This is a genomic window from Puniceibacterium sediminis (assembly GCF_900188035.1).
Classification (GTDB): Bacteria; Pseudomonadota; Alphaproteobacteria; order Rhodobacterales; family Rhodobacteraceae; genus Puniceibacterium; species Puniceibacterium sediminis.
In genome coordinates this window covers 35933-62381 of sequence record NZ_FZNN01000021.1, presented here as the reverse complement: position 1 = coordinate 62381, position 26449 = coordinate 35933, and the positions used below count along the sequence as shown (strand labels likewise).

27 protein-coding genes are annotated in these 26449 nt (G+C 63.1%); 22 read left to right on the top strand and 5 right to left on the bottom strand.

Translation table 11 applies throughout. The annotated features are described in order from the left end of the window. Positions 1–40 precede the first annotated feature (40 nt). The 3 genes from CHB75_RS18140 (at position 41) to dtd (ending at position 2594) form a co-directional block, all read left to right on the top strand. Complete coding sequence (locus CHB75_RS18140) at positions 41–1153, top strand: TFIIB-type zinc finger domain-containing protein (RefSeq protein WP_089273103.1); 1113 nt, start codon at positions 41–43, stop codon at positions 1151–1153. Positions 1154–1251: 98 nt separating this feature from the next. Beyond that, positions 1252–2154: a carbohydrate kinase family protein gene (locus CHB75_RS18135; protein ID WP_089273101.1), complete on the top strand. Its 903-nt coding sequence runs from the start codon at positions 1252–1254 to the stop codon at positions 2152–2154. Next, positions 2151–2594, top strand: coding sequence for a D-aminoacyl-tRNA deacylase (gene dtd, locus CHB75_RS18130; RefSeq protein WP_089273099.1), 444 nt, complete (start codon positions 2151–2153; stop codon positions 2592–2594). The genes CHB75_RS18135 and dtd overlap by 4 nt, the downstream gene beginning before the upstream one ends. A gap of 39 nt (positions 2595–2633) precedes the next feature. Here the strand turns inward: dtd and CHB75_RS22525 are convergent, their stop codons facing one another. The 3 genes from CHB75_RS22525 to CHB75_RS18115 all read right to left on the bottom strand — a co-directional run bounded on the left by CHB75_RS22525 (position 2634) and on the right by CHB75_RS18115 (position 5052). Next, positions 2634–2843, bottom strand: coding sequence for an alkylphosphonate utilization protein (locus CHB75_RS22525; RefSeq protein ID WP_425439518.1), 210 nt, complete (start codon positions 2841–2843; stop codon positions 2634–2636). 392 nt (positions 2844–3235) lie between these two features. Next, a complete protein-coding gene (locus tag CHB75_RS18120; RefSeq protein WP_089273095.1) occupies positions 3236–4336 on the bottom strand; it encodes a Gfo/Idh/MocA family protein in 1101 nt (366 codons plus the stop codon). A gap of 11 nt (positions 4337–4347) precedes the next feature. Further along, positions 4348–5052: a GntR family transcriptional regulator gene (locus tag CHB75_RS18115; RefSeq protein ID WP_281253238.1), complete on the bottom strand. Its 705-nt coding sequence runs from the start codon at positions 5050–5052 to the stop codon at positions 4348–4350. A gap of 94 nt (positions 5053–5146) precedes the next feature. On the opposite strand from CHB75_RS18115, the gene CHB75_RS18110 reads away from it, so the two are divergent. The 12 genes from CHB75_RS18110 (at position 5147) to CHB75_RS18055 (ending at position 18467) form a co-directional block, all read left to right on the top strand. After that, positions 5147–6301: an LLM class flavin-dependent oxidoreductase gene (locus CHB75_RS18110; protein ID WP_089273091.1), complete on the top strand. Its 1155-nt coding sequence runs from the start codon at positions 5147–5149 to the stop codon at positions 6299–6301. Next, a complete protein-coding gene (locus CHB75_RS18105) occupies positions 6301–7191 on the top strand; it encodes an aldo/keto reductase (protein WP_089273089.1) in 891 nt (296 codons plus the stop codon). Before CHB75_RS18110 ends, CHB75_RS18105 begins: the two co-directional genes overlap by 1 nt. 30 nt (positions 7192–7221) lie before the next feature. Next, positions 7222–7728 (top strand): flavin reductase family protein, encoded by a 507-nt coding sequence (locus tag CHB75_RS18100; protein ID WP_089273087.1) that lies wholly within the window; start codon positions 7222–7224, stop codon positions 7726–7728. Positions 7729–7780: 52 nt separating this feature from the next. After that, positions 7781–8365, top strand: coding sequence for a TRAP transporter small permease (locus CHB75_RS18095; RefSeq protein WP_089273085.1), 585 nt, complete (start codon positions 7781–7783; stop codon positions 8363–8365). Further along, a complete protein-coding gene (locus tag CHB75_RS18090; protein ID WP_089273083.1) occupies positions 8366–9655 on the top strand; it encodes a TRAP transporter large permease in 1290 nt (429 codons plus the stop codon). 39 nt (positions 9656–9694) lie between these two features. Then, positions 9695–10753, top strand: a complete 1059-nt coding sequence (locus tag CHB75_RS18085) for a TRAP transporter substrate-binding protein (RefSeq protein ID WP_089273081.1) — start codon at positions 9695–9697, stop codon at positions 10751–10753. Positions 10754–10873: 120 nt separating this feature from the next. After that, positions 10874–11719: an AAC(3) family N-acetyltransferase gene (locus CHB75_RS18080; RefSeq protein ID WP_141135143.1), complete on the top strand. Its 846-nt coding sequence runs from the start codon at positions 10874–10876 to the stop codon at positions 11717–11719. 320 nt (positions 11720–12039) lie between these two features. Then, positions 12040–13542 carry an alkaline phosphatase gene (locus CHB75_RS18075; RefSeq protein WP_089273077.1) on the top strand — a complete coding sequence of 501 codons (1503 nt, stop codon included), beginning with the start codon at positions 12040–12042 and terminating at the stop codon, positions 13540–13542. 78 nt (positions 13543–13620) lie between these two features. Continuing rightward, positions 13621–14049: a hypothetical protein gene (locus CHB75_RS18070; protein ID WP_089273075.1), complete on the top strand. Its 429-nt coding sequence runs from the start codon at positions 13621–13623 to the stop codon at positions 14047–14049. Between the two features lie 2 nt (positions 14050–14051). Beyond that, entirely contained in the window at positions 14052–14738 is a 687-nt protein-coding gene (locus CHB75_RS18065; protein WP_089273073.1) for an ABC transporter ATP-binding protein, read from the top strand. Then, positions 14728–16062: an ABC transporter permease gene (locus CHB75_RS18060; protein ID WP_245841056.1), complete on the top strand. Its 1335-nt coding sequence runs from the start codon at positions 14728–14730 to the stop codon at positions 16060–16062. Before CHB75_RS18065 ends, CHB75_RS18060 begins: the two co-directional genes overlap by 11 nt. A gap of 188 nt (positions 16063–16250) precedes the next feature. Next, positions 16251–18467, top strand: coding sequence for a DEAD/DEAH box helicase (locus CHB75_RS18055; protein ID WP_089273071.1), 2217 nt, complete (start codon positions 16251–16253; stop codon positions 18465–18467). 561 nt (positions 18468–19028) lie between these two features. Here CHB75_RS18055 and CHB75_RS18050 read toward each other — a convergent pair. Both CHB75_RS18050 and gph read right to left on the bottom strand, forming a co-directional pair. Continuing rightward, the gene (locus CHB75_RS18050) at positions 19029–19487 is read right to left on the bottom strand and encodes an NUDIX hydrolase (RefSeq protein ID WP_089273069.1); all 459 of its coding nucleotides are present in this window, start codon (positions 19485–19487) and stop codon (positions 19029–19031) included. 105 nt (positions 19488–19592) lie between these two features. After that, entirely contained in the window at positions 19593–20252 is a 660-nt protein-coding gene (gene gph, locus CHB75_RS18045) for a phosphoglycolate phosphatase (protein ID WP_089273067.1), read from the bottom strand. Between the two features lie 234 nt (positions 20253–20486). Here gph and CHB75_RS18040 point away from each other — a divergent pair, with 234 nt between their 5' ends. From CHB75_RS18040 to CHB75_RS18010, 7 genes are read left to right on the top strand one after another with little or no spacing between them, the layout of a single operon-like run. Continuing rightward, a complete protein-coding gene (locus tag CHB75_RS18040) occupies positions 20487–21473 on the top strand; it encodes an AAA family ATPase (RefSeq protein WP_089273065.1) in 987 nt (328 codons plus the stop codon). Next, complete coding sequence (locus CHB75_RS18035) at positions 21470–22327, top strand: DUF58 domain-containing protein (RefSeq protein WP_176439194.1); 858 nt, start codon at positions 21470–21472, stop codon at positions 22325–22327. Before CHB75_RS18040 ends, CHB75_RS18035 begins: the two co-directional genes overlap by 4 nt. Then, a complete protein-coding gene (locus tag CHB75_RS18030; protein ID WP_089273061.1) occupies positions 22324–22701 on the top strand; it encodes a hypothetical protein in 378 nt (125 codons plus the stop codon). Before CHB75_RS18035 ends, CHB75_RS18030 begins: the two co-directional genes overlap by 4 nt. Next, positions 22698–23651, top strand: coding sequence for a VWA domain-containing protein (locus CHB75_RS18025; RefSeq protein ID WP_089273059.1), 954 nt, complete (start codon positions 22698–22700; stop codon positions 23649–23651). The genes CHB75_RS18030 and CHB75_RS18025 overlap by 4 nt, the downstream gene beginning before the upstream one ends. After that, positions 23648–24583, top strand: coding sequence for a vWA domain-containing protein (locus CHB75_RS18020; RefSeq protein WP_245841054.1), 936 nt, complete (start codon positions 23648–23650; stop codon positions 24581–24583). Before CHB75_RS18025 ends, CHB75_RS18020 begins: the two co-directional genes overlap by 4 nt. Beyond that, entirely contained in the window at positions 24580–25233 is a 654-nt protein-coding gene (locus CHB75_RS18015; RefSeq protein ID WP_089273057.1) for a hypothetical protein, read from the top strand. Before CHB75_RS18020 ends, CHB75_RS18015 begins: the two co-directional genes overlap by 4 nt. Then, positions 25227–26417 (top strand): BatD family protein, encoded by a 1191-nt coding sequence (locus CHB75_RS18010; protein WP_089273055.1) that lies wholly within the window; start codon positions 25227–25229, stop codon positions 26415–26417. The genes CHB75_RS18015 and CHB75_RS18010 overlap by 7 nt, the downstream gene beginning before the upstream one ends. The last annotated feature ends 32 nt before the right edge of the window (positions 26418–26449 follow it).

Below are 26449 nucleotides of genomic sequence, written 5' to 3'. Positions count from 1 at the left end.
TCATCCGCCGCTGAACATTCCCGCCGGAAGCAAAAAGTCCATGTCCGACACCCCGCCGACCGCACCGATACACGAGCACCGTTTCCCCTGCGATGCCTGCGGCTCGGACATGCGTTTTGCCCCGGCGCAGGGGCTTTTGGTCTGCGACCACTGCGGAAACACCCAAAAGGTCGAAGGCACCAGCGGCCCTTGGGGCGCCGGGATCAAGGAGCTGGATTTCCGCCGCGCGCTCGACAACCTTCTGCCGCTGCAAGAGATTGAGGAAACCCGCGTCACCACCTGTCCCAACTGCGCAGCACAGGTGGAATTCGACCCGGATGTCCACGCCACCGAATGCCCGTTCTGCGCCACGCCCGTGGTGGCCGACACCGGCATCCACCGCCATATCAAACCACGCGGCGTGCTGCCGTTCGAACTTGATGAACCCAAGGCCAAGACCGCGATGACGGACTGGCTGGGTGGTCTCTGGTTCGCGCCAAACGGCCTTACGGATTATGCCCGCAAGGGCCGCCGGATGCAGGGGATTTACGTCCCCTACTGGACCTATGACGCCGACACCAAATCCAGTTACCGGGGCGAACGCGGCACGATCTATTACGAAACCCGCACCGTGATGCGCGACGGCAAACCCCAGATGCAGCGCGTCCAGAAGATCCGCTGGCACCCGGTTTCCGGCCGCGTCGCCCGGTTCTTTGACGATGTTCTGGTGCTGGCCTCGACCTCGCTGCCCAAGCGGTTCACCGATGCGCTGCAACCCTGGGATCTGACCCGGCTTGAACCCTATCGCCCCGAATTCCTGGCCGGCTTCCGGGCCGAGGGCTATACCGTCGACCTCGACACCGGTTTTACCGAGGCGCGCACCCTGATGGATCAGCAGATCGCGCGGGACGTGAAGTTCGACATCGGCGGCGATCAGCAGCGCATCCACAGCCTTGATACCGATGTCAGTGCCGTAACCTTCAAACATGTGCTGCTGCCGGTCTGGCTGGCGGCCTACAAATACCGTGGTCAGACCTACCGGTTCGTGGTCAACGGCCAGACCGGCCGGGTGCAGGGCGAACGCCCCTGGTCCGCCTGGAAGATCGCCTTGGCCGTGATTCTGGGGGCGATTGTCGCGGCCGGCGTGGGCTATGTGATCGCGATGAACCAGTAGGTCCGGGCCACCGCTCCCTTCCACGCTCAGGCTGCACAGGGGCTTGCCCCCGCAGCCTCCACAAGGCAGTTTAGCGCAAACACAAACCGGAGGTCCCCATGATCCTGTGCTGCGGCGAATCCCTGATCGACATGTTGCCGCGCGTAACCGTGGCAGGCGAACCGGCCTTTGCGCCTCTGCCGGGTGGGGCGGTTTTCAACACGGCCATCGCCCTGGGTCGTCTTGGCGCGCCGGCGGGCTATTTCGGCGGCCTGTCGACCGACCTGTTCGGCAGCCAGCTCTGCGCGTCTCTTGATGCCTCGCAGGTGGATTATTCCCTGTCCCCGCGCAGCGACCGGCCCACAACGCTGGCCTTTGTGACGCTCACTGACGGCCATGCCCAATATGCGTTCTATGACGAAATGACCGCCGGCCGGATGCTCACCGCGCAGGACCTTCCTGACCTGCACGACACGGTCAAGGCCCTGTTTTTTGGCGGTATCAGCCTTGTTTCCGAACCTGCCGCAGCCACCTATACGATGCTCTGCCTGCGCGAAGCGGGCAAGCGCGTGATAATGATAGATCCGAACATCCGGCCCGGTTTCATCACCGACGAAGACGCCTATCGCAACCGTCTGACCGCCATGCTGCCCCGCGCCGATATCATCAAGGTCTCGGACGAGGATATGGCCTGGATCGGCACCACGCCCGAAGCCTTGATTGCCGATGGTGCGGCCCTTGTGCTGGTCACCCGCGGCGCCGAAGGCGTGGATGCCACCACCGCCACCGAAACCCTGCGCGTGCCCGCCACCAAGGCCACCGTCGTGGACACCGTTGGCGCGGGCGATACCTTCAACGCCGGTCTGCTGGCCGGGCTAGCCCGCGATGGCCTGCTGGACCGCGCCACCCTGCGCGCGGCGACGCTGGACAGCCTGAAACCCGCCGTCGAACTGGGTGCCCGCGCCGCCGCCATCACCGTCAGCCGCGCCGGGGCCAATCCCCCATGGCTGAACGAACTGTGAGGGCACTGCTGCAACGGGTCACTCACGCCTCGGTGACTGTCGAAGGTGCCGTTCTGGGGGAAATCGGTCCCGGGCTGCTGATCCTCATCTGCGCCATGCACGGCGATACCGAGGTCGAGGCAGACAAGCTCGCCGCCAAGATCGCGAAGCTGCGGATTTTCACCGACGACGCGGGCAAGATGAACCGCTCGGTCCTCGACACCGGTGGTGCGGCACTTGTCGTCAGCCAGTTCACCCTCGCCGCCGACACCTCGCGCGGCAACCGCCCCGGCTTTTCCACCGCTGCCCCGCCTGAGGACGGCCGCCGCCTATATGAATACTTCGCGGGCTGCATCCAGTCGCAGGGCATTCCCGTCGCCTCCGGGCGCTTTGGCGCGGACATGGCTGTCAGCCTCATCAACGACGGTCCCGTCACGATCTGGCTCGATACCGCCGCCTGAACTGCGCGCCTGCGATATTCAGACACCAGTGGGCCGCGTTCAGGACTTCTTGACGAACTGCGTCAGGATCACGATGCGCTGCCCCTCGACACGGCCCTCGATATGCTCGGCATTGTCCGCCACCAGCGAAATGCCCCGCACCGATGTGCCCCGCTTGGCGGTAAAACCCGCACCCTTGACGTTCAGATCCTTGATCAGCACCACCGTGTCACCCTGCACCAGCACCACCCCGTTGCTGTCGCGATGCACCACATCCGGCGCTTCCGTCACGCCCGCCTGTGCCCAGTCCAGATCATCGGGTTCAAGATAGGCGATTTCCAACAGCTCTTTCGCCCATAGGGCATCCAGCGCGTTCAGCAGACGCCAGGCCAGCACCTTGACCGCTGACTCCTCGGACCAGATCGCCTCGTTCAGGCATTGCCAGTGCGGCACATCCTGCGGGCCGTTCTCAAGTCCATCCCGACAGGTATCGCAGACCGCCACTTCGACTTGCTTTGGTGCGACGGTAAATTCGCGCGCTTCGTCGGCGCCGCATAATACACAGGCCATCCCGGCTCCTTTTCAGCTGATCCCGCTGCTCAGCTATCCTTCGATGCGACCAAAAGCGACCCACAATCGCCCGGCGCACCGCCTAGGTCGTACTAAGCCTCTGGTGCAAGGCTCACGGCCTGACCGGTCGACGCGGATTCCTGCGCGGCCAGCCCCATCCGCACGGCGGCATAGCCGTCACTCAGGCTGACCTCGGGCGATCCGCCGCCACGCACCACAGCCAGAAAACGCTGATGCTGATAAAAGGTCGATCCGTTGTGATCCCCCGCGGCCAACAGCGTGGGGTCGACCGGAATTTCGATCCGCTGCGGCCCTTTCGGCATACGCGGGCTGACGATCAACTGCGGTACCGGTGGACTGCCCAGTTGCACCGGCCAGAACCGTCCCGGCCCGGGCACAAGCGCCTCGATCTTGCCCGTCGGGCCGACCGCGCTGATCTCTTCCTGATACCGGCTGCCTTCGGCGAACATGCACAATTCCAACATTGCACGGGCACCAGAGGCGAAATCGACAATCACATAGGCATGGTCCCAGACATCGGGCACCTCGCCGCCGTAACTTTCGTCCTTGTGGTTCACCGCCTGCCCGCCGCTGGCCATCACGCGCACAGGCTCTGACTTCAGTACCAGCCGCATCAGGTCAAAGAAGTGGCAGCACTTTTCAACCAGCGTCCCGCCGGTATTGCGGTTGAACCGGTTCCAGTCGCCGACCTTTTCCAGGAACGGGAACCGGTGTTCGCGGATGGTCAGCATCTGCACGCCGCCAGTGGCCGCCTGCGCCTGATCCAGAAGCGCCGCGATGGGCGGCATATAGCGGTATTCCATCGCCACCCAGACCGGCGCCGGGTAGGTTTCCATGATGTGCCGCACCCGCGCGGCATCCTCTGTGTTGGTATAAAGCGGCTTTTCCACCAGCACGGGCAAAGGGCGCAGCGCCGCGATCAGTTCCAGCTGCGCCAGATGCAGATGGTTGGGCGACACCATCACCAGCGCGTCAAGATCGGGCAGGTCCAGCAACGCCTCAATCGAAGGCATACGCTGCGCGGCGGGCACCAGATCCAGCGCGGCCTGCGCCATCGCGTCGTCGGGTTCATAGATCGCGGCGACGCGGGCACCGTCAAGCAAGGCGATGTTGCGCAGATGCTCCTGCCCCATCATGCCGCAGCCGATAATGCCATAGTTGATCGTCTTCATGCGTTCCGCCCTTACGCCAGGCGCGCCACATAGCGCGCCACGGTTGTGTCTATCCAGTTGCGCGACACCTCGGCCCGCGCGCCGTCCTGCCCCCAGCTGATCCGTTCGACCATCACGCAGGGTTGCCCCGGGCGCGGGCCAAGCCTGTCCGGTGCCCAATCCGGCACCCTGCCCAGACCGACGCGGTCCTCCACCCGTGTGATCCACAGGCCCAGTGCTTCGCGGTAATAGAGGTAGAGGGATTCCGACATCTCCCCGGGGTCCAGCCGATCGGCGTAAGCGCCATCAAGCCAGATTTCCTCAAGCACGGCGGGGGTGGCGTTCAGGCTGCGCAGGCGGCGGATGCGGTGGGCATCGGGCGCGGTGCCAAAAGCAGGCAACCCGGCGTCCTTGGCCACCCGCGCCACATCCAGCAATTCGGCGCGCGGCAACCCGCCACCCTCCAGAAGCTCGACCCGAAAGAAGGAATAGACCGACTTGGCGTCCGGTTTCGCACGCACATAGTTGCCCGACCCCTGCACGCGTTCCAGCAGGCCCTTGTCGGTCAGATCGGCCAGCGCCTTGCGCAGCGTCCCGACCGAGGTGCCAAGCTGCGCCGCCATCTCACGCTCGGGCGGAAGCCGCTCGCCACTGACCAGCCGCCCCGCGCTGATTTCGCGGATCAGCATCTCGCTCAGCTGCACATAGAGCGGAAGGGCATGGCGGTCGGCAGTCACGGCTGGGCGCATCCAGAGGATATTGATACACTATTGATCTACATCATTGACGATGCTACGCAAGTGAAAACCCGGCTACCCGGAAAGTGCCCAGATGACCGTCGTGCCCATCACTTCGCCCGATCTTGACGCCGCCGAGGTGTCCTGGTTCTCGGCCCTCTGCTCGGACGATTATGCCTATCTGGGTGTGCCCGACGGGGCGCTGCGCTCCAGCTGGCAACATTGTTCGGACATCGTGAAAGAGGCCGAGGCGCAGGGCTTTCGCAACATCCTCTGTCCCTCGTCCTATCAGGTCGGGCAGGACACCCTGTCCTTTGTCGCGGGCTGCGCACCGATCACCGACCGCATCAACATGCTGGCCGCCGTGCGCTGTGGAGAGATGCAGCCGATCATGCTGGCCCGCACCATCGCGACGCTGGATCACATGTTGCAGGGGCGTCTGACGGTGAACATCATCTCGTCGGACTTCCCGGGGCAAAAGGAACCCTCGCCCTTTCGCTACCAGCGGTCGCGCGAGGTGGTCGAGATCCTGAAACAGGCCTGGACCCGGGACGAGATCAATTACACCGGCGATGTCTATGATTTCAAAGGCCTGACCACCGACCCGGTCAAACCTTACCAGACCGGCGGCCCGCTGCTTTATTTCGGCGGTTATTCACCGGATGCGCTGGAATTGTGCGGCCAGCACTGCGACGTTTACCTCATGTGGCCCGAAACCAAGGACGCCCTTGCCCAACGCATGCAGGATGTTCACGCGGTCGCGGCCAGATACAACCGCACGCTGGATTATGGCCTGCGCGTCCACGTCATCGTCCGCGACACCGAGGCCGAGGCCCGCGAATACGCCCGCCACCTTGTCAGCCAGCTTGACGATGATCAGGGCAAGGTGATCCGCGACCGGGCGCTGGATGCCGGGTCGCTGGGTGTGTCGCATCAGGCAAAAAACCGCGAGCTGGCCGATATGGAAGGCTTTATCGAGCCGCATCTGTGGACAGGCGTGGGCCGCGCCCGGTCAGGCTGCGGCGCGGCGCTGGTGGGGTCGACCGATCAGGTGCTGTCAGAACTGGAAAGTTACCAGAAAATGGGCATCCGGGCCTTTATCCTGTCGGGCTATCCGCATATCGACGAATGCAGGCACTTTGGCAGCCGCGTATTGCCGCAGATGAAAACCTGTTCGCTTCCGCACGCCTACGGTCGCGTGCCTGCAACGACACCCCAAACGCCGCTTGGCGTAGGAGAAAGACGCTGATGGACCGCATTTCCCTGACCCCCGATGTCACGTTCAGCCGCCTTGTCTATGGCATGTGGCGGCTTGGCGATGACAAGGATCACGGCCCCCAGCATGTGCGCGCCAAGATCGACGCCTGTCTGGATCAGGGCATCACCACCATCGATCAGGCCGACATCTACGGCGGCTACATGGCCGAAGAGATCCTGGGCGACGCGCTGACACCCTCCCTGCGCGCCAAGATTGAAATCATCACCAAATGCGACATCGTTGCGCCTGCGGGGCGGTATTCGAATGCGCGTGTCAAACATTACGACACCAGCCGCGCACATATCCTTGCCTCGGTCGACCATTCCCTGCGGCTGATGAAGACCGACTATATCGACGTGCTGCTGATCCACCGCCCCGACCCGCTGATGGACCATGTTGAAACGGGCACCGCGCTGGATGAACTGGTTGCCTCCGGCAAGGTCCGCGCCGTGGGCGTGTCGAACTTCCGGCCATGGGACTGGACCCTGCTGCAATCGGCGATGAAGACACCGCTCTGTACCAACCAGATCGAGATTTCGCTGCTGGAATATGGCGCATTCACCAATGGTGACATCGCCTTTTTGCAGGAACGTGGCGTCCCGCCGATGGCCTGGTCGCCGCTTGGTGGTGGCTCGCTGTTCTTTGACACCAAACATGCCTCTCTGCTGACCGCGCTCAAGGACGTTGGCGCGGCGCACGGCACGGATGAAACCGCCGCCGCCATCGCCTGGCTCTTGGCACATCCCGCGCGCATCCTACCTGTTCTCGGCACCAACAATCTGGACCGCATCGCCCGCATCGGTGATGCTGCCAAGATCAACATGGATCGGGAGACCTGGTTTGAAATCTATACCCACGCCATTGGCGAAGAAGTGCCGTAGCGCCATGTCCCCGCAAAAAAAGGCCCCGGCATGACCGCTCCATCCCTCAGCTTTGATCCAGCGACAGAGGATGCCCGCACCTTCCGCGAGGCGCTTGGCCAGTTCGGCACCGGCGTCACCATCGTCACCTGCGCGACCAATGACGGCCCGCTGGGGATCACCGCCAACAGCTTTGCAAGCCTGTCGCTCGACCCGCCGCTGGTGCTCTGGTCGCCGGCCAAATCGTCTTCGCGCTACCCGTTTTACGCCGCCGCAGAGCACTTCGCGATCCATGTGATCGGCGACGATCAGCTGGACCATTGCAAGGGTTTTGCCCGCAGCGGCGATGCCTTCCATGAATTCGACTGGACGACAGGGGCGCATGGCGTGCCACTGCTCAGCGGCTGCCTGTCCCGCTTTGAATGCGAAAAGACCGCTGAACATGAAGGCGGCGACCATACGATCATCGTGGCGCGTGTGACGCGCGTGACCACGCGCCCCGGCACGCCGCTGCTGTTCTTTGGCGGCACTTACGGGGGCTTTGCACCAGCGTCATAGACCGCCCTCAGAGACAACAAAACGTGGGGGCATGAGTGGGAGGAGGAGACCGATGGCCATGTTGCTGGGGATTCTACGCCCCCTGCAAATAGCGCTGGACCACGTGCTGCGGCTGGGCCGCGCGCTGGCCATTGTCGCGATTGCGCTGATGGTGGTCTGCATCCTGTTGCAGGTGTTTTTCCGCTACGTCCTGAACAACGCCCTGCCCTGGCCGGAAGAGGCCGCACGGTTCCTCATGCTCTGGATGACGGGGCTGATTGCGCCTTCGGCCTACCGTCGGGGCGGATTCGTTGCCATCGACATGCTGACAGCCCTGCTGCCGCGCAGCCTTGGCGCGGCGCTGTCGCTGCTCCTGCTGCTGCTGTCCGGCGCGGTCCTGATCATGGGTCTGGAACTGGGTCAGAAGCACGTCACCTCGGGATGGATGTTTGCGTCTTCGTCCCTGCGCGTCCCGATGGAATGGATCGGCATGAAGGGCTTCAAGATCAAGCTCGCCTGGATGTATCTGTCGCTTTACACCGGGCTGATCCTGCTGCTGGCGGTGAATGTGGAACTGGTTCTGCGGTCCCTGATCGCCATGCTGGGGCATGGCGCGCGCCTGCGTCCGGTGATGGATGCCGAGTTGAGGGTCGAATAGATGCTGGTCTGGTTCCTGCCCCTGTTTCTGCTGTTCCTCATGCTGGGCCTGCCGGTGTTCTTTGGAATGCTTGCCGCACCCGGAATCCTGCTGCTGCTGAACGGCCAGGAACGCGATCTGTCGCTGCTTTACCGCAATGTCTACAACGGCATGGACAGCTTCCCTCTCATGGCCATTCCGTTCTTCATGCTGGCCGGGGAACTCATGAACCGCGGCGGCATCACCCTGCGGCTGGTCGAGTTTTCGCAGGCCATGATGGGCCACTTTCGCGGTGGCCTTGCCCATGTGAACATCCTGTCTTCGATGCTCTTCGCGGGGCTTTCCGGCTCTGCCGTGGCGGATACATCTGCGCTGGGGTCGATGCTGATCCCCGCGATGGAGCGTGAGGGCTATACCCGCCGTTTCGCCGCCGCCATCACCGCCGCCTCATCCGTGATCGGCCCGATCATCCCGCCCTCTGGCATCATGATCATCTATGCCTATGTCATGGGTGAATCCGTCGCCGCGCTGTTTCTGGCCGGGATCGTCCCGGGCATCCTCGTCGGGCTGGGGCTGATGCTGATGGTCAAGGTCATGGCCAACCGCTACGATTTCCCCGCGTCACGGACCAAGGCGACCTGGCCCGAACGCGGGCAGGCGTCGCTCAAGGCATTCTTTCCGCTGCTCACACCAGTGATCATCCTTGGCGGCATCCTTGGCGGCGTCTTCACCCCGACCGAAGCCGCAGCCATCGCCGTCGCCTATGCCATCCTCATCGGCATGTTCGTCCTGCGCACGCTGACCCTGCGCGACCTGCCCGACGTGCTGTCCCGCGCGGCCATGACATCGGCGGTGGTGCTGCTGCTGGTCGGGGCCGCCATGGCGTTCAAGACGGTGGTAAGCCTGTCCCACGCCCCCGAACATCTGGCCGCCTTTATCCTCGCGCTCAGCGACAATCCACTGATCCTGCTGTTCCTGATCAACCTGCTGCTGTTCGTCGTCGGCATGTTTCTGGACGCCGGCCCCGCAATCATCATCCTTGGCCCGATCCTTGGGCCGATCTTTGTCAGCCTTGGCATCGACCCGGTACATTTCGCGATCATCATGTCGGTCAACCTGACCGTTGGCCTTGCCACGCCGCCGATGGGGCTGGTGCTGTTCGTCGCAAGCTCGGTCTCGGGCGAACGGGTCGAAACGATTGCCAAGGCCATCCTGCCATTTCTGGCTGTCGAGGTGGTGGTGATCTTCCTGATCACCTTCATCCCGGCGCTTTCGCTGACGGTCCCGCGCCTTGCGGGATTTGTCCAATAACCGACCAAAGATACGACCACACAACAGGGAGAGAGAAACATGTTCAAAGGTCTGACAAAGGTGGCGCTTACCGCCGCACTGCTCGCCACCAGCGCGATAGGCGCCGCGGCGCAGGATTTCACCATCCGCGCCACCGCAAATTCCAACGAAAATGACGAAGATTACGACGGCCTCGTCGTGTTCAAGAATTACGTCGAATCCGCATCGAACGGCGCCATCGCGGTCGAACTGTTCATCGGCACGCAGCTGTGTTCAGGCGGGGCGGAATGCCTTCAGGGCGTGGCGGACGGGTCCATCGACGTCTTCGTCACAACCTCGGGCGGCGCTGCGGGCATCTTTCCCTATGTGCAGGTTCTGGACCTGCCGTACCTCATGTCCAGCGACCGCGTGGCCGAGGCCGTGTTGTCGGGCGACTTCACCCGCACCATGCGCACCATGGCGCTGGCATCGTCGGGCGACTCCATCCGCATCATGACCATCGGCAACACCGGCGGCTGGCGCAACTTTGCCAACACCCAGCGCCGCGTGACCAAACCCGAGGATCTGGCCGGTCTCAAGATCCGCACAGTTGTCGCCGACCTGCCGCAGGAACTGGTCAAGGCAATGGGCGCATCCCCCACGCCGATTTCCTGGCCCGAGCTGTTCACATCCTTGCAAACCGGCGTGGTCGAAGGGTCCAAGAACGGCATCACCGACATCATGAACATGAAGTTCCCCGAGGCGGGGCTGAAGTACATGACACTGGACGGGCACGCCTACATGGGCGCGATCTGGGTGATGAACAACGAAAAGTTCCTGTCCATGCCCGAAGATATGCGCCGCGTCGTGGTTGACGGCTTTGCCGAACTCCAGCAGGCCACATTCGCCAGCCCCAAGCGCAAGTCGATCCAGGCCTATCAGGATTTCGTGGCAGACGGCGGCGATCTCTACGTGCCGACGCCCGAAGAAAAGGAAGCCTTCCGCAAGGCCGCCGAGCCGGTCTACGACTGGTTCCAGGAGAACGTCGAAGGCGGACCGGAAATCTTTGACGCGCTCACCTCGGCCGTATCCGAAGCCGAAGCCGACCTGACCAAGGGCTACGCCAGCGACCTGAACTGATCCGCCGGACGTCCCAGACAAACGGCCGCAGTTTCCACGCAAGCCGTTTGCATACATCATGATGATTGCGCTCCCATCGGGCGCAATCATTCCGCCACGAATGCCTGCATTGAGCCCACTTTGACGGATGTTGCATCCGCAGAAATGGTGATAGTCAGGCGTATGGTTGCCGTACTTCATACCCAGACAAGCCTTCTCGATGATCTTATATCGCTCGGCGTTCACGCGGGAGACGGACTTTTTGTGCATGGCTCGATGAGTGCCGTAGGCGCTACCGTGGGCGGTGCCCGAACAGTTGTGGAAAGCCTTCTGAAAACGGTGGGTGGAACAGGTCTTGTAGGAATGCCCGGGTTCTCTTCCGACGCCTACTTTCCTGCTGGAGTTGATCCGTCCCGTTTAACCCAAGACCAGACTGCCGAAATCGAAGACGCGGTCCCCGGTTTCGATGTAGCGAAATCCCCAACGTCTGGCATGGGTGTCATTGCGGAGACTTTCAGAACCTGGCCGGGAACCCAACGCAGCGACCACCCGGCTGTATCGATCTGCCTCAATGGCGAGAAAGCAAACGACTTTCTCAAGGAGCACAGCCTCGCGTGGGCAACGGGCGAGAAAACGCCCCTTGGGAAGCTTCGTGATCGCCATGCCATGAAGATCTTGCTGATCGGGGTCGGCTGGAACCGATGCTCAGCCCTTCACACAGCCGAGACCTTTGCACAACACAAGCGGACCAAGACGCGGCGCTTCAAGAACGGTGGCCCCAACGGGTCATGGATCGAAACACCCGACGTAGCAGATGATATGAACCGACTGTTTCCGGCAATTGGTGAGGCGTTCGAAAAAGCCGGCGCCGTTTCTTTCGGAAAATTCGGAGGTGCCGAATGCAAGGTATGCGATTTTCGATCTCTAGTCGATTTCGCCTCTGACTGGATCGACTGCGCCAACAAACGAAGCGGTGATCTCAGCTAAAGGAGCTGTGCTGCCCAATGGCAGGTTTGTCACGCACACCCGCCGAACACACCCCCTCTCACTCTGGCAGAGAGCGTCGTGGCCGCGCCGCCGGTATGGCGGCGCAGCCATACGAAAACCATACGGTTTCCATACGCATGCCATACGAGGGTTTCACGGCCCCTCCGGCCCAAGGGTCGCCACATCAGGCAGGCGATTGCGCCCGCGTCTCTGCCTTTTTCCGGTCACCCTGCGCCCCTCATCAACCTGTCACAAAACCCAAATAAAACTGTCACAGAACCCGACTACCCCGGCCCCACCGAAGTATTCAGGAGTCTCCCATGACACGCACCCTTCTTGCTGGCGTTGCGGCAATCGCCCTCGCCGCACCCGCATTCGCTCAGACCACAATCGCCCAGGCCGACGATCCCTGGTTCACCGCCGCGCAGGAAGTGATCGCCGCGCATATGGCCAACCAGCCCAACACCAACCGCGCCAAGAACGTGATCCTGTTCACCGGTGACGGCAACGGTGTCGGCACCAACTACGCCATCCGCCTGTTCGAGGGTCAGTTGAACGGCGGCACCGGTGACGATTTCGTCCAGCCGCACGAAGCTTTCCCGAACTCGGCTCTGGTGAAAACCTACACCACCAACGGCCAGACGCCTGACTCTGCCCCCACCGCATCCGCGATGAACACCGGCGTCAAATCCAAGAACACCATGATCAACGTCTCTGACGCCGTCGCGGTGAACGATTGCGCGGGCATGAAGGGTCACGAACTGACCACCTTCGCCGAGATCGTTTCCGGCATGGGCAAATCTGTCGGCGTCATCTCGACCGCGCGCCTGACCCACGCGACCCCTGCGGCTGTCTACTCCAAGACCGTGAACCGCAACTGGGAAGACAACACCGCCGTCCCCGAGGATTGCACCAATCAGGAAGACATCGCAGCCCAGCTGATCGCCGCAATGAAGGCCGGCACGATCGACGTGGCCATGGGTGGCGGTCGCCGTCACTTTATCGGCACGGACGTGACCGATGCCGAAGGCAAGACAGGCAAGCGCACGGATGGCCGTAACCTGGTCGAAGAAGCACAGGCCATGGGTGCCCAGTACGCCCAGACCGAAGAAGAGTTTCTTGCTCTGACCACGGCAGGCAGTAACGCTCCGATCCTCGGCCTGTTTGAACCGTCGCACATGATGTACGAACAGGACCGCACCGGAGAGCCGTCGCTGGCCGAAATGACCGAGGCGGCAATCAAGACGCTGTCATCCAACGAAAACGGTTTTTACATGTCGGTTGAAGCCGGCCGTATCGACCACGCCAACCACGACGGCAACCTGCACCGCACCCTGACGGACGGTGTTGCCTTCAACGCCGCCATCCGCAAGGCGATGGAGATGACCAACCCCGAGGACACGCTGATCATCGTGACCGCGGACCATGAACATGCCATCGCGTTCAACGGCTATTGCGGTCGCGGGTCGCACATCACGGGCCTCTGCATGGATATCAACGACAACGGCATGATGAACACCGGCGAACCGCTGCTTGGCGCCGATGGCAAGCCCTACACCGTTGCGGGTTACCTGAATGGCGTCGGTTCGGTCCTGACCGAACAGGCCGATGGCACATACGCCGGTTCGCGTCCCGACGTGACCGACGAAGAGGCGATGGACGCCGACTACATCCAGCAGGCGCTGATCCCCACATCCTCCGAGACCCACTCGGGTGAAGACGTCGCCGTCTTTGCACAGGGTCCCTGGGCGCACCTCTTCAACGGCGTGATCGAGCAGAACGTGATCTTCCACGTGATGAACCAGGCCGTCACAGCCGAATAATCCCCGGCTGACACGATCCGAACCGGGCCGCCCGTCGGCCCGGTTTCCCGTTTGGAACCGCTACACCGGAGAATGCAGATGCAGCGCCGCACCTTCCTGACCTCCCTCGCCGCGACTATGGCCCTGCCCTACCCCGGACATGCCGCCCAGTCCGGCGTCATCAAGATGCGCGATCTTTACAACAAGGATCTCAGTTTTTCGGACCTCGCCCTCACGAACCAAGGCGAACAGATCACCGTCTCCGGCTTCATGGCCCCACCGCTCAAGGCGGAATCGCAATTCTTCGTGCTGACCAAGATGCCCATGGCCATCTGTCCGTTCTGCGAACCCGGCACCACCTGGCCGCGCGACCTGCTGGCCATCTATGCCCGCCGCATCGTCGATGTCGTTCCGTTCAACGTTTTGATCAACGTTACCGGAACGCTGGAACTTGGCGACTACGTTGACCCCGATCTTGGCTTTTATTCCAAGGTGCGGATCGCTAACGCCACCTTCGCGCGGGCCTGACCATGACCTCTGCCCTGTCCCTCTCCCTGCGCGATGTGCGTGTCACAGCACCTTCCGGGCGTATGCTTCTTGACCTGCCATTCCTTTCGCTGCCCGCCGGTCAAAGTCTCGCCATCCGTGGCCCTTCGGGTGCCGGTAAATCCACGCTGCTGCATGTGCTTGCCGGATTGCAGCCTGTCCAGCGCGGCGAGGTTCTCTGGGATGGCACCGACCTTGCCCGCCTGACAGAAACACAACTCAGCACATTTCGCCGCCTGCACATCGGGCAGATCTTTCAGGATTTCCTGCTGTTCGACGAACTCCCGGCGCTGGAAAATGCCGCCGTTGCCCGGCTGTTCGCCCCTCGTTCCGCCCGCGACAGCATCTTGCAGCGGGCCGATCATTGGCTGACCACTCTTGGGATTGATCCAAGGGATCCGCGCCGGGTCGCGACCTATTCCGGCGGCGAAAGACAGCGCATCGCCGTGGCCCGCGCACTGGCCCAGAACCCCGCCGTGTTGCTGGCGGATGAGCCCACGGCCAGCCTTGACCGCGCCACTGCCGACCAGCTGACGGATGACCTGATCGCCGCCGCACAAACCACGGGCCTAAGCCTGATTTGCGTCACCCATGACGAGGCCCTGTCGCGCCGTCTGAACCGGGTTCTGACGCTAAGCGATGGCACACCGGAGGCCGCCCATGCTGCCTGAAACACTGACACGCCTGTGGGCTGACCTGCCCAACGCCGCGCAGGACACCGTGACCTTTGTTGCCCTGCTGCTGCCGGCCGTGCTGATCGGCATCTGGGTTCTGCGTGGACTCGCGCCCGGGGCGCTGATCACGTCGATGCTGCGCCGCTACGCCGCCGTAAACCTGGTCTTTACCGGCCTTGTCGCCGTATCGGTCGCGCTGGGTGTCGGGCTGATCGCGCAGGAACGCGGCTTGCGACAGGGCAGCGCCCGCGCGGCGGACAAATTTGACCTGATCGTCACCGCGCCGGGATCCGAGATCACCGCGATGCTTGCCGCCGTCTATCTGCAGCCCACCGACCTGCCGCTGCTGAACGGTGCGCAATATGCCGAAATCGCCGGGGCCGAAGGCGTTACATTTGCCGCCCCTCTGGCGTTCGGCGACAGCTGGCAGGGGCACCCCGTCGTTGGCACAACCACAGACTTCATCACCCACCTGTCGGGCGCGTCCGTGCAGGGCCGGATGTTTGCCGACCACGAAGAGGCCGTTGTCGGGGCGCTTGTCCCGCTGGGCATCGGGGACGAAGTCGTGCCCACCCATGGCGCGGTCGAAACGATGGACGAAGAGGATGATCACGGCCACCATGATATCCACTACAAAGTCGTCGGCAAACTGCCCGCCACGGGCAGCCCCTGGGACCGTGCGATCCTTGTTCCGGTCGAGATTGTGTGGGAACTGCACGGCCTTGCCAACGGCCACACGCCCGAGACCGCAGAACAGTTGGGCCCGCCCTTCGCGCCCGAGAACTTTCCCGGCACCCCGGCAATTCTGGTCAAGCCGGAAAAGCTGTTTCAGGCCTACGCGCTGCGCACCGAATTTTCGCGCGCTGACATGATGGCCTTTTTCCCCGGCGCGGTGCTTAGCCAGTTGCACGGGCTGGCATCGGACGTCCGCGAGGCGATGTCGCTGCTCACTGTGGTCAGTCAGATCCTTGTCGCCGCCGCGATATTGGCGGGGCTTGTCCTGATCACCCGGCTGTTTGCGCGCAATCTGGCGGTGCTGCGTGCACTTGGCGCGGCACCACGTTTCCTGCTGGCCGTGGTCTGGAGCTATGCGGCGACACTGCTGACCCTTGGCACGGTTGTCGGCTTTGGCCTTGGCATCGGGGCGGCGGCGGTATTGTCGCGGATCCTCACGGCGCGCACTTCGGTGCAGATCAGTGCGACACCGGGCTGGAGCGAGTTGCACCTTGCCGCCGCGTTCCTGTCGCTGTCGCTGATCTGCGCGCTGTTGCCCGGCCTGCTGGCCATGCGCCGCCCGCCCCTCGCGGATTTGCGGGCATAAGGGTGCCGGAATAAACAACGCCCGCCCGACAGCATACTTGCTTTTGGTCCGGGTTTGTTTTTCTATGTCGCGAATTCTGTAAACCATGCCTATAAAGCGCCCCCTATACATCCTGCGAAAGAAGGATTAGGGAACGACCCTTGCCCGGGCCCCGTCCGGACCACCCGTTTCCAGGACGCCCCGCTGCCATGATTCAGACACTCGCCGATGCACTAGCCGAAAAAGGCTACACCACCCTCACCCCCGTTCAAGAGGCGGTCACCGACCCTGCCCTTGAAGGACGCGACCTTTTGGTCTCGGCCCAGACTGGGTCTGGCAAAACGGTGGGCTTTGGCCTCGCCATTGCCGACACACTGCTGGACGGCAGCGAAAAGATGGGCCGGGCCGGTACGCCGCTTGCGCTTGTCGTTGCCCCGACCCGCGAACTGGCCTTTCAGGTCATGCGCGAACTCACGTGGCTATATGCGCGCACCGGCGCCATTGTCGCCACATGCGTCGGCGGCATGGACATGCGCGCCGAAAAGCGCACGCTTGAACGCGGCGCGCATATCGTTGTCGGCACCCCCGGTCGTCTGGTCGATCACATCAAGCGCGGCTCGCTCGACATGAGCTCCCTGCGCGCCGTGGTATTGGACGAAGCGGACGAGATGCTCGACCTCGGCTTCCGCGAAGATCTTGAATTCATGCTGGGCGAAGCCCCTGCAGACCGCCGCACGCTGCTGTTCTCGGCCACCGTGCCGCCGATGATCGCGACGCTGGCAAAGCAGTACCAGAACAATGCCGAACGGGTGAACACCACCACCGGCACGAAACAGCATGCTGACATCTCTTATCAGGCGATGGCTGTTGGTGAACGCGACGGCGAAAATGCCGTGATCAACCTGCTGCTGTTCCATGACGCTGAAAACGCGCTGGTCTTTGCCAACACCCGCGCCATGGTCGCCCGCCTCACCGCGCGGCTGTCCAACCGCGGCTTCGCCGTTGTGTCGCTCTCGGGCGAGCTGTCCCAGTCCGAACGCACCCACGCCCTGCAGGCGATGCGCGACGGTCGGGCCAAGGTCTGCGTCGCCACTGACGTCGCCGCACGTGGCATCGACCTTCCGAACCTCGACCTTGTTATCCACGCCGAACTGCCCAGCAATGCGGAAACTCTGCTGCACCGCTCTGGCCGTACAGGCCGCGCCGGTCGCAAGGGCGTTTCTGCGCTGATCGTGCCGCAAAAGGTACGCGGCAAGGCGATGCGTCTGCTGAAATTTGCCAAGCTGAACGCCGAATGGACCGTACCGCCTTCGGCCGATGATATCGTCGCCCGCGACGAAGAGCGTCTGCTGAACGACCCGGCCTGGACCAATACCCCCAACGAATCCGAGGCGACATTCGCCGCCAAGCTGACAGAACGGTTCACCCCCGAGCAGATCGCAACAGCCTATCTGCGCCTGCATCAGGCCCGCCGTTCGGCGCCCGAAGACCTCTCGGCGCCAGACTCAAAGCCCGATCGCAAGCCGCGCGAATTTGGCCCATCGGTCTGGTTCAGCCTGTCCGCGGGTCGTGATCAGAACGCCGAACCCCGCTGGCTGCTGCCGCTGCTTTGCCGCGCGGGCAATATCGACAAGGACAGCCTGGGCGCGATCCGCGTGCAAGAAAACGAATCCTTTGTCGAGTTGCGCGCCTCTGATGTCGACAGCTTCATGGCGGCCATCGGCCCCGACGGTGCGCTCGAGGACGGCATGACGATCCGCAAGCTGGACAAGGCACCCGACATCGGCCCGCCCCCGCGCCGCGACAGCAAGCCGCGCAGCCCCCGCCCGGATTCAAAGCCCCGTTCGGAATACAAACCGAAATACGATGCTGAGCCCCGCGCCGAACAAGCGCCGCGCCCGGCAGCACGCCCCGCAGGCGAAGACGCCCCGGTCGCGCCGCCTGCGTTCGACGATACCGCCGAGGCGCCCGTAAGCCCCCGTGCCCCCGCGAAAAAACCCTATGCGCCGCGTGACGACAAGCCGGGCAAGCCCAAGCCCTACAAGCCACATCGTGACGACGAAGAGCGCCCGCGCGCCAAACCCTACAAGGCGCGCAGCGACGATAAGCACGAAGGCGCCAAAGCCCCCTACAAGGGCAAACCGGCTGGCAAGTTCGGCAAGCCGGGCGACAAGCCCTATGGCAAACCGGCAGACGGCGGCGGAAAACCCTTTGGCAAACCCGCCGGGAAATTCGGCAAGCCGGGTGGAAAACCCGCAGGCAAACCTTATGGCGATGCCAAGCCCAAGCCCGCTCCGGCCAATGCAGGCGACACGACCAAACGCTTTGTTCCGCCGGGCACCAAGGGCAAACCGCGCGGCCCCAAAACGGGCAAACCCGCCGGTCGTCCGGGTGGCCATGACGTGCCACGCCGCAGCAAGGACTAAACGCAGAAATTACTCGGCCGCTGATGCAAGTTCAGCGGCCGAGTTTCGATATTTGAATTGACCACAAGCCCAAGCACTTCGAGCGCACTGATGTTCGGAATATTCAGGGTCCCTTCGCTGCAGCTTAACAGCAGCTGTTCGCACTTCCGTGCCAGGGTTTGTTTGGCGTCCCAGTGACAAGCCCACAGCATCTGCTCGCTCTGCGTTTGCTGCCTTCGGAGGTCGCGTGTGTGGCTCACCCCGTCAGCGCCACTTTGACGGCCGTGTCACCCTGTACCAATAACACAATCCGGTTATCGCTGGAACAACGCGCTGATCCTACGGCACGGGTCTGAATAGGTCCGGCGGCATCTTCCCGGGCATGCCCTGCTGCTTCAAATCGGATTAGCCGCTCACGAAGATCCGTGTAGGAAAAGAACCCAGCCCCGCTTTAGTCGGAGCGGCCTTGATGTCTTTTCCACCGCTCAGACCTTCAAATTCGACGATCTTTCAAATCCGGCGAATTGGAAAACAAAACTTGTCGGTCTGCCGGCCAGTAGGCTGCATCAACAAGGATTCCTCCTATCCGGCGCGCAGAAGATTCTGGATAACGGGCTGTTTGCGAGGACGTTTGACAAGGGTCGCAAGCAAATCAGACAGATCCTGTTCGGCCACCTGCTTGGCGGCGGACTTCGGGCTGAACCACTGGCGTTTGCGTTCCTTGCGCTCTTTCCAATTGCGTTTCAGCTTTTCCACGATCATCGGGTAGACCTGCACCCGGCACGGCACAATGGCTCCGCCGTCCATTATTTTGGGATAGCGATAAGAGCCGATTGCCTGTTTCGATATGTAGCCAACGGCACCGGCCTCTTCCAGCGCTTCGATTTCCGCGGCGGCCCAGGGTTTGTACCCATCCATGGTCCAGCCCTTGGGCATTACCCAGCGGCCTGTGTCACGTGAGGTGACAAGTAAAATCTTCAAGTCGCCATTGCTGTCCCAGCGCATTGGCAAGGCCGCAATCTGCTCTCCTGTTTCTGGCATTCAACTACACCGTTCTCTTTACTAACTGCTTAATAAATGTTCGCATAACCTTAACAAAAAATCTACATATAGTTAAAATGTCAACTTTTTATACAAGTCCCTGCGTCATGTTGTGGGTTGCAGAATTCTCCGGGCCAGGTCGCCCATTTCGGCCACTTTCAGGTCTGGTTTGAACCCCGCAATAGGCGTGCGCTGATATCCACCTTCGAAATAGGCAAAGCGGATTCCGGCTCGGCGGGTAGTCAGATAATCCGTCTCGCTGTCGCCGACGTACAATGTTTCAGGCGCGGTGCCGCCAAGCGCCGCAACCACATGACGCAACGGTGCCGGATCGGGTTTGCGCACGGCCAGCGTATCACCTCCCAAAATAACCTGAAAAAACTTATCAATATCAAGAGACTGACACAGATCACGCGCCGGTTTTTCAGGTTTGTTGGTGCATAACCCAAGGACAAGACCGGCCTCCCTCAGCGTTTCCAGCAATGTGAGCACACCGGGATAGGGCCGGGTCAGCGTCGTCAGGTCACGTGCATAATACCCCTGAAACAGCGCCAGCGCGCGGCCAAGATCCTGTGGATCCTGCCCGACATGACGCAGACAGCGGCGCACCAGCATTTCGACGCCGTTGCCGATAAAGCCGATAACGGTTTCAAGTTCGATCGGTCCATGCCCCAGATCGCCAAGCATCCGGTTCGCAGCAGCCTGCAGGTCCGGGGCGCTATTCACGAGCGTGCCATCAAGATCGAAAACGACTGTGCGAATCATGTATAAACTCCGGGACTTACAGCGTGCCAATACGGCCTGCACATGGTGGCGACCTTAGGCAGAAGGTTCCGCCGCTAAAACCCCACCATTCCCCGGATGGGGCATATTTTCCCGAACTCTTTGGACCCGGCACAGCCCCGCAGAAACCCGGTACACTGGGACCAATGGCCGAATGTCTTTTCTGCCGCCCCCATGTTTCTATCCCACCGAAGGACAAGCAGGGGGGAGACTGCAATGAAGGATGCAACAGCACTTTCGCGCGAAACGCCGGAAAACGCATCGGCTCGGGCGCTCGCTGCGCGGATGGAGAGCGGCCTTATCGGCCACGAGGCGCTGGTCGAGCGCCTGCTGATCGCTCTGCTGACAGGGGGCCACCTGCTTATCGAAGGGGCACCTGGGCTGGCCAAGACGCGCTCGGTCCGCCGCCTTGCCGACAGCATGGAGGCGCGTTTTGCCCGGATCCAGTGCACGCCAGACCTTATGCCTTCGGACATCACCGGCACACAGGTCTTCCGTGCCGATGCGGGCGACATGGCCTTTCTGCCCGGGCCGGTCTTTCACGAATTGCTGCTGGTCGACGAAATCAACCGCGCCCCGCCCAAGGTGCAGTCCGCCCTGCTCGAAGCCATGGGCGAGGGTCAGGTGACGGTCGGTGGTACCACGCGCGCACTGCCCGAACCCTTCATGGTGATCGCCACCCAGAACCCCCTGGAAAGCGAAGGTACCTTCCCCCTGCCCGAGGCGCAGCTTGACCGGTTCCTGATGCATGTCATCCTTGACCTGCCGGACGAAGCGCAGGAACTGGCCATCCTCGATTTGGTCGAAAGCGAGCTGAAACAGCCACCGCTGGCACCGACTGAGCGACTGACTGCCAGCGGGTTGGCGGCGATGAAGAAGGCGGTGGCCGCGGTCCACCTGTCGCTTGCCCTGCGGCAGTACATCGTCGCGCTGGTCATGGCGACGCGGCGCGATGGCGAAGGCATTGCCGTGACCGACCGCATCCGCCACGCAGTTTCCCCGCGCGGCTCTCTCTCGCTCGCGGCCTGTGTGCGCGCCCGGGCCTTTTTGCACGGGCGCGACTACGCCATCCCCGAAGATGTGGCAGCACTTGCACCGGACGTGCTGTGCCACCGTCTGGCCCCGACCTGGCGCGCGCTCGCGGCTGGCGAAACGGCCCGGTCGATCTTTGCCGAGGTCCTGCAAAAGGTCGCGCCGCTGTGACCCAGCCGGACGATGGCATCCACCTGAGCCTTGACCGGCTCGTCGCGCTCCGCCGTCTTGCCTTCGGGGTGCAACAGGGGGGACACGCGCAAAGCCACAGCGGCGGGACTGCTGGCCGACGGCGCGGACAGGGCGGCGACATCCATGACCTTCGCCCGTTTCAGGACGGCGACGATCCGCGCCGGGTCGACCCCGCCGCCACCGCCCGCAGCGGTCGCCCACACGTTCGGACCTATCACGAGGATGTGGACCGGACCCTGCTGCTGGTCGCGGATTTCCGCAGCCCGATGCTGTGGGGAAGTCGGGGCCGTCTTCGGTCGATCGCAGCGGCCGAGGCGCTGGCGCTGGAAGGCTGGCGCACCATCGCCGCCGGCGGACGTGTCGGGCTGCACGGCGAACATGACGGCGGGGGCGTCACGCTTGCCCCCCGCCCGCGTGAAGCGGCGATGCTCGACATCGCGTCGGCACTTGTGCGGATGCACGAGGCGGCAGTTGCGTTGCCCGCCGACGGGGTAACACCCGATCTGGGCACACTTCTGGCGCAGTCAATCGCGCGTGCGGTGCCGGGTACTCAGGTGGTTCTGGCGACCGGCTATGACCAGCCCGGGCAGGATTTTGCCGAAGTGGCCGAGGCGGCGATGCGCAAATGCCGCCTAAGCATCCTTCTCATACAGGACCGGATCGAACTGGACCCACCGCGTGGTGTGCTCCCCGTGAGGACACCGCAAGGTCTCCGTCAGGTGCGGTTCAGCGCGGGCACGGCCCGGGACACTCTTGAACGCATCGGTGTTCCGGTCGTTGCCGTATCCGCCGAGACCGATCTTTTTGCAGACCAATCCCGGGCGCAGGCATGAACGAAGGCGACCTTCTGTCCCAACTCGCGCCAGTGCGCATCCCGGCAGAATTCGCCGCCTTCGGCCTGCGGGATGCACTGCTGCTGATGGCACTGGGAATACTTACCGGCGTCCTTCTGTCGCCCCTTCTTCGGCTTCTGACACGACCACGCCCATCGCGGCTGTCTCTGGCGCGCACAGCGATCAGCCGCTTCCGGCAAGTCCCAGACGAGGCACGGGTCGTCGCTTTGGCAAATCTTCTGCGCAAACTCGACCCATCTGCGCCCCTGCCGGATGGCATCCACGACGGCCTCTATGACCCGCGAAACACTATGGACGCGGAACTGCTGGAACAGGCGGTTCTCGCGGCGGCTCGCAAGAGGGCACGCGCATGACCTTTGCCGCCCCCCTTGCCCTGCTACTTTTGCCGCTCCCGCTGCTGGCGCTGTTCCTGCCGCCCGAAAAGCTACGCCACGGTGCCATGACCCTGCCCCCGGCAATCCTCGCACAGGCCCGCGATGCTGTATCGGGCCGCGCCGCGCGCCATCTGGGCCTTGTCGCTCTGACGCTGGCCTGGATCTGCGCGGTGCTGGCGCTGTCCGGGCCGCGTATCCTTGTGACCCTTGACACTTTGCCCGCAACGGGGCGCGACATCGTGCTGGTGCTCGACCTGTCCGGGTCGATGGAGAAAGAGGATTTCGACATCGACGGGACACGCGTTTCGCGCCTTGCCGCCGTGCAGTCGGTGGCCGCGCAATTTGTGCGCGGGCGTGTCGGCGACCGTGTCGGGCTGGTGGTGTTCGGCGATCGCGCCTATGTCGCGGCGGCCCCCACCCACGACGTCTCCGCGGTTGCGCAGGTGATCGAAACCTCGGTGATTGGCGTGTCGGGCAAGGCAACCGCAATTGCCGATGGTCTGGGGCTTGCCATCAAACGTCTGCGCGACCGCGATGCAAAATCCAAGGTGGTCATCCTGCTATCGGACGGACGCGACACCAGCGGCGTGGTCGACCCCGTCGCAGCGGCGAAAAAGGCCAGCGAACTCGGCATCCGGATTCATACCATCGCCCTTGGCCCGGACGACGCAGGCACCGCCGCACGGCCCGACGACGTTGTCGATACCGAAACGCTGGACCAGATCGCCGCTACGGCAGGGGGCGAGATGTTCCGCGTCCGCACCACCCAAGATCTGAGCGCCGTCACCCGATCCATCGATCAGCTGGAGCCGAGCGCCGCCGCGGCACCGCCCATCACCGCCTGGCGCGAGCTTTGGATCTGGCCCGCAGCAGCGGCGCTGGTCATGCTGCTGGGGTTGCTCTGCGCCCGCCCGGGGGCCGCCACATGATCGACCTTGGCGACCTTCTGATCCTGCGCCCGCTCTGGATTTTGGCTGTGCCGCTGGCGCTGCTTGGCGCGCTGTTGCTGGCACGCCGCTCGGACGGGTCGGCTGCATGGGCGCGGGTGATCGATCCGCAACTTCTCGTCTTTTTGCAGGGGCGCGGGATGATTGATCCGGCGTCGCGCAGCGCACGGCCCTGGCTTATCGGCACCTCTGCCGTGCTGTTGGCGCTTGGCCTTTCGGGGCCGGCAACACGCCGTGCCGACGCGCCGGTATTCCGCAATCTCGATGTCATCATGATCCTGATGGACCTGTCCCCCTCGATCATCCAAGGCGGCAGTCTTGACGATGCCCAGGCAGCCGTTTCGCGCCTGCTGGATGTGCATGGCACGCGGCCCGTCGCGCTGGCGGTCTATGCCGGCGAAAGCTTTCTGGTCAGTGTCCCGGTCGAGGAAACCGCGAGCCTGCAAACCGCGGTCGGCGCGATCGACGCCGAAACGATGCCCGTAACAGGCAGCCGCCCTGACCGCGCGCTCGCGCTTGCCCGCGGCACTCTGGCTGACGCGGCGGCGGAAAGCGCGGATGTGGTACTGGTGACCGATGGCGGCGCGCTGGGTCCGGATGCCCTGAGTGAGGCGCGGCTTCTACAGGCGGCAGGTGCACGGGTTTCGGCCGTGCAGATCATACCGCAGAACGCCCCCTACGGCATGACCCCGGCAGACCCGGACGGGTTGAACAGCCTTGCCGCGGCGGGCGGTGGCATTGTCGTAACACCAGACGACCTTCAACCGCTCCTCAAACAGTTGAACGCACGACAGAGCCAAAGCCAGGCTGATATCACCCGGCGATCCGTGCTTTATCGCGATCAGGGCCGTTGGATCGTTGCGCTGGCCTGCCTCGCCCTTCTACCGTTGTTCCGGCGCAGGAGGGTCGCATGAAGCACCGCAAAACCGCCCTTCTGGCGCTGGCCGTTGTTATGGCCGTCGGTGCCGGACCGGAAGCCTGGGCAAAATTGTTCATGCGGGTCGGTGCCCCCGCGCTTGCGCTGCCTCTGCTGACCGACGACGCAACCCGGGGTGCCGCTCTCTATGAACTTGGCCGCTACGCCGAGGCCGACTCCGCCTTTGAGGCGGTTGGACGCAGTGCAACTTTCGACAGGGGCCTTACGCTCGCCATGACGGGGGACTACCCACTTTCCGTCGCCTATTTCGACGCCTACCTGTTTTCCAATCGCTTCGACGAAGGCGCGCAACGCAGCCGCGCCGCCGTGGCGCGGTTGATCGTGCCCGTGGTGGGCGAGGCGATGGGCCATGGCCGCATCCGTGCGGTGCTGAACGCATCCGGTCTGACAACCGAGGCGTTTGATCCGGAAAACCCAGAACTAACTTTGATGTCTTCGGAGCGTAACGCCGCGCGGCGCAGTATTAAACGGGGCGTGGACAACGAACGCACCCTTTCAGCGGGGGATGACTGGTTGGATGCGCTGGCCGATGCCCCCGGTGCCTATCTGCAGAGCCGGTTAGAGGCCGAGATGGAGCGCCGGCGCGTCAATGGCACCGCCGCACAGCAGGAAGCCGACAGATGGTAAGGATTCTGCTGATCCTGTTTCTGGCAGCTACCGCCGCATCGGCGCAGGAGACGGACCTGCCAACGGAGCGCGCCCGGCTTGATCTGGTTCTGGACGATCCCGGTGCGCAACCGATGGTCGGGCGGATGGTGCTGGCCACGATCCGCGGAGTTTACGCTGTCAACATCACCCTGGAAGAGCTGAAATTGCGCCGCATGACCGGGGTCGATTGGGTCCGTCTCGGGCAGGACAACTGGTCACAACAGCGCATCGACGGGCGCAGCCTGCGGGTTTTTGAGCGGCGCATCGCGCTGTACCCCAAGGCGTCCGGCAGTCTGACGATCCTGCCCATCGCGCATGATCTGGAATATCTTGAGGCGGGCCAGCGCCGCCGTGCCATTGTGCGATCAGAACCCGTGACGATTGAGGTCCGCGCCGCGCCGGTGGCAAAGGGTGATACCTGGCTTCCTGCCCGCGCCGTGGAGCTTTCGGATTCCTTCAGCGCCGATGCCGCGCAGCTTGTCGATGGCGAAAGTGTCGAGCGGCGGGTGATCCTGCGCGTGTTTGGCGCCACTCCCGAAATGTTGCCGCCGCAACCCGCCATGCGTGCACCCTGGCTCATCACCTTCAGCCCCCCCGAAGAGCGCAGCCAACAGCTTACACCAGAGGGGCCCGTGACCACAGTTATCTGGCGATGGACCCTGCGCCCGACGACCGGCGAACTCGGCGTGCTGCCGGCAGTCACGATCCCGTGGTACGACACCGACCGGGACCAGTCACAGACGGTGACAATTCCCGCAGCCCCCATCGGATACAAGAGCTTTGCCGACAATTCCGCATCCTCCTGGAGCGAAGGGTTTGCCGGGGGCTGGCGCATCCTGTTGATCTGGATGGCGTCCGGCATAGTCTCTTTGACTTTACTTGCCGCCGGGCGCGGGTCGCGTCGGGCCGGGGTTTCCGCAGCCCGCAAGGTGCTGACGCGCTGGAAAATGCGCAGCCGGTTGCGGCGTGACGCGCGAAGGGACAATGACGCAGACTTCAGAAAGACCGCCGTGGCGATCCTGCGCTCACAGCAGGATTCCAGCAATAAACCCGAATTCCTGCTCCTCCGCCCGTTGGACGAACAGGTCTTCGGCAAAGGCCCGACGCCAAGCCGGATCGACCTGCGTGTTCTTGCCAAAACTATTCTGCACCGGCCACGCTGAGGGCCGGACGTTGGCGCGCGGCCAATATTCCT

Bases quoted from the DNA above. Each gene is read 5' to 3' on its own strand.
- CHB75_RS18065 (WP_089273073.1), top strand. From the start codon at position 14,052: ATGACCTCTGCCCTGTCCCTCTCCCTGCGCGATGTGCGTGTCACAGCA.
- CHB75_RS18060 (WP_245841056.1), top strand. From the start codon at position 14,728: ATGCTGCCTGAAACACTGACACGCCTGTGGGCTGACCTGCCCAACGCC.
- CHB75_RS18075 (WP_089273077.1), top strand. From the start codon at position 12,040: ATGACACGCACCCTTCTTGCTGGCGTTGCGGCAATCGCCCTCGCCGCA.
- CHB75_RS18025 (WP_089273059.1), top strand. From the start codon at position 22,698: ATGACCTTTGCCGCCCCCCTTGCCCTGCTACTTTTGCCGCTCCCGCTG.
- CHB75_RS18105 (WP_089273089.1), top strand. From the start codon at position 6,301: ATGGACCGCATTTCCCTGACCCCCGATGTCACGTTCAGCCGCCTTGTC.
- CHB75_RS18110 (WP_089273091.1), top strand. From the start codon at position 5,147: ATGACCGTCGTGCCCATCACTTCGCCCGATCTTGACGCCGCCGAGGTG.
- CHB75_RS18010 (WP_089273055.1), top strand. From the start codon at position 25,227: ATGGTAAGGATTCTGCTGATCCTGTTTCTGGCAGCTACCGCCGCATCG.
- CHB75_RS18135 (WP_089273101.1), top strand. From the start codon at position 1,252: ATGATCCTGTGCTGCGGCGAATCCCTGATCGACATGTTGCCGCGCGTA.
- CHB75_RS18120 (WP_089273095.1), bottom strand. From the start codon at position 4,336: ATGAAGACGATCAACTATGGCATTATCGGCTGCGGCATGATGGGGCAG.
- CHB75_RS18020 (WP_245841054.1), top strand. From the start codon at position 23,648: ATGATCGACCTTGGCGACCTTCTGATCCTGCGCCCGCTCTGGATTTTG.
- gph (WP_089273067.1), bottom strand. From the start codon at position 20,252: ATGATTCGCACAGTCGTTTTCGATCTTGATGGCACGCTCGTGAATAGC.
- CHB75_RS18070 (WP_089273075.1), top strand. From the start codon at position 13,621: ATGCAGCGCCGCACCTTCCTGACCTCCCTCGCCGCGACTATGGCCCTG.
- CHB75_RS18055 (WP_089273071.1), top strand. From the start codon at position 16,251: ATGATTCAGACACTCGCCGATGCACTAGCCGAAAAAGGCTACACCACC.
- CHB75_RS18040 (WP_089273065.1), top strand. From the start codon at position 20,487: ATGAAGGATGCAACAGCACTTTCGCGCGAAACGCCGGAAAACGCATCG.
- CHB75_RS18095 (WP_089273085.1), top strand. From the start codon at position 7,781: ATGGCCATGTTGCTGGGGATTCTACGCCCCCTGCAAATAGCGCTGGAC.
- CHB75_RS18050 (WP_089273069.1), bottom strand. From the start codon at position 19,487: ATGCCAGAAACAGGAGAGCAGATTGCGGCCTTGCCAATGCGCTGGGAC.
- CHB75_RS18100 (WP_089273087.1), top strand. From the start codon at position 7,222: ATGACCGCTCCATCCCTCAGCTTTGATCCAGCGACAGAGGATGCCCGC.
- CHB75_RS18030 (WP_089273061.1), top strand. From the start codon at position 22,324: ATGAACGAAGGCGACCTTCTGTCCCAACTCGCGCCAGTGCGCATCCCG.
- CHB75_RS18090 (WP_089273083.1), top strand. From the start codon at position 8,366: ATGCTGGTCTGGTTCCTGCCCCTGTTTCTGCTGTTCCTCATGCTGGGC.
- CHB75_RS18015 (WP_089273057.1), top strand. From the start codon at position 24,580: ATGAAGCACCGCAAAACCGCCCTTCTGGCGCTGGCCGTTGTTATGGCC.
- CHB75_RS18085 (WP_089273081.1), top strand. From the start codon at position 9,695: ATGTTCAAAGGTCTGACAAAGGTGGCGCTTACCGCCGCACTGCTCGCC.
- CHB75_RS18140 (WP_089273103.1), top strand. From the start codon at position 41: ATGTCCGACACCCCGCCGACCGCACCGATACACGAGCACCGTTTCCCC.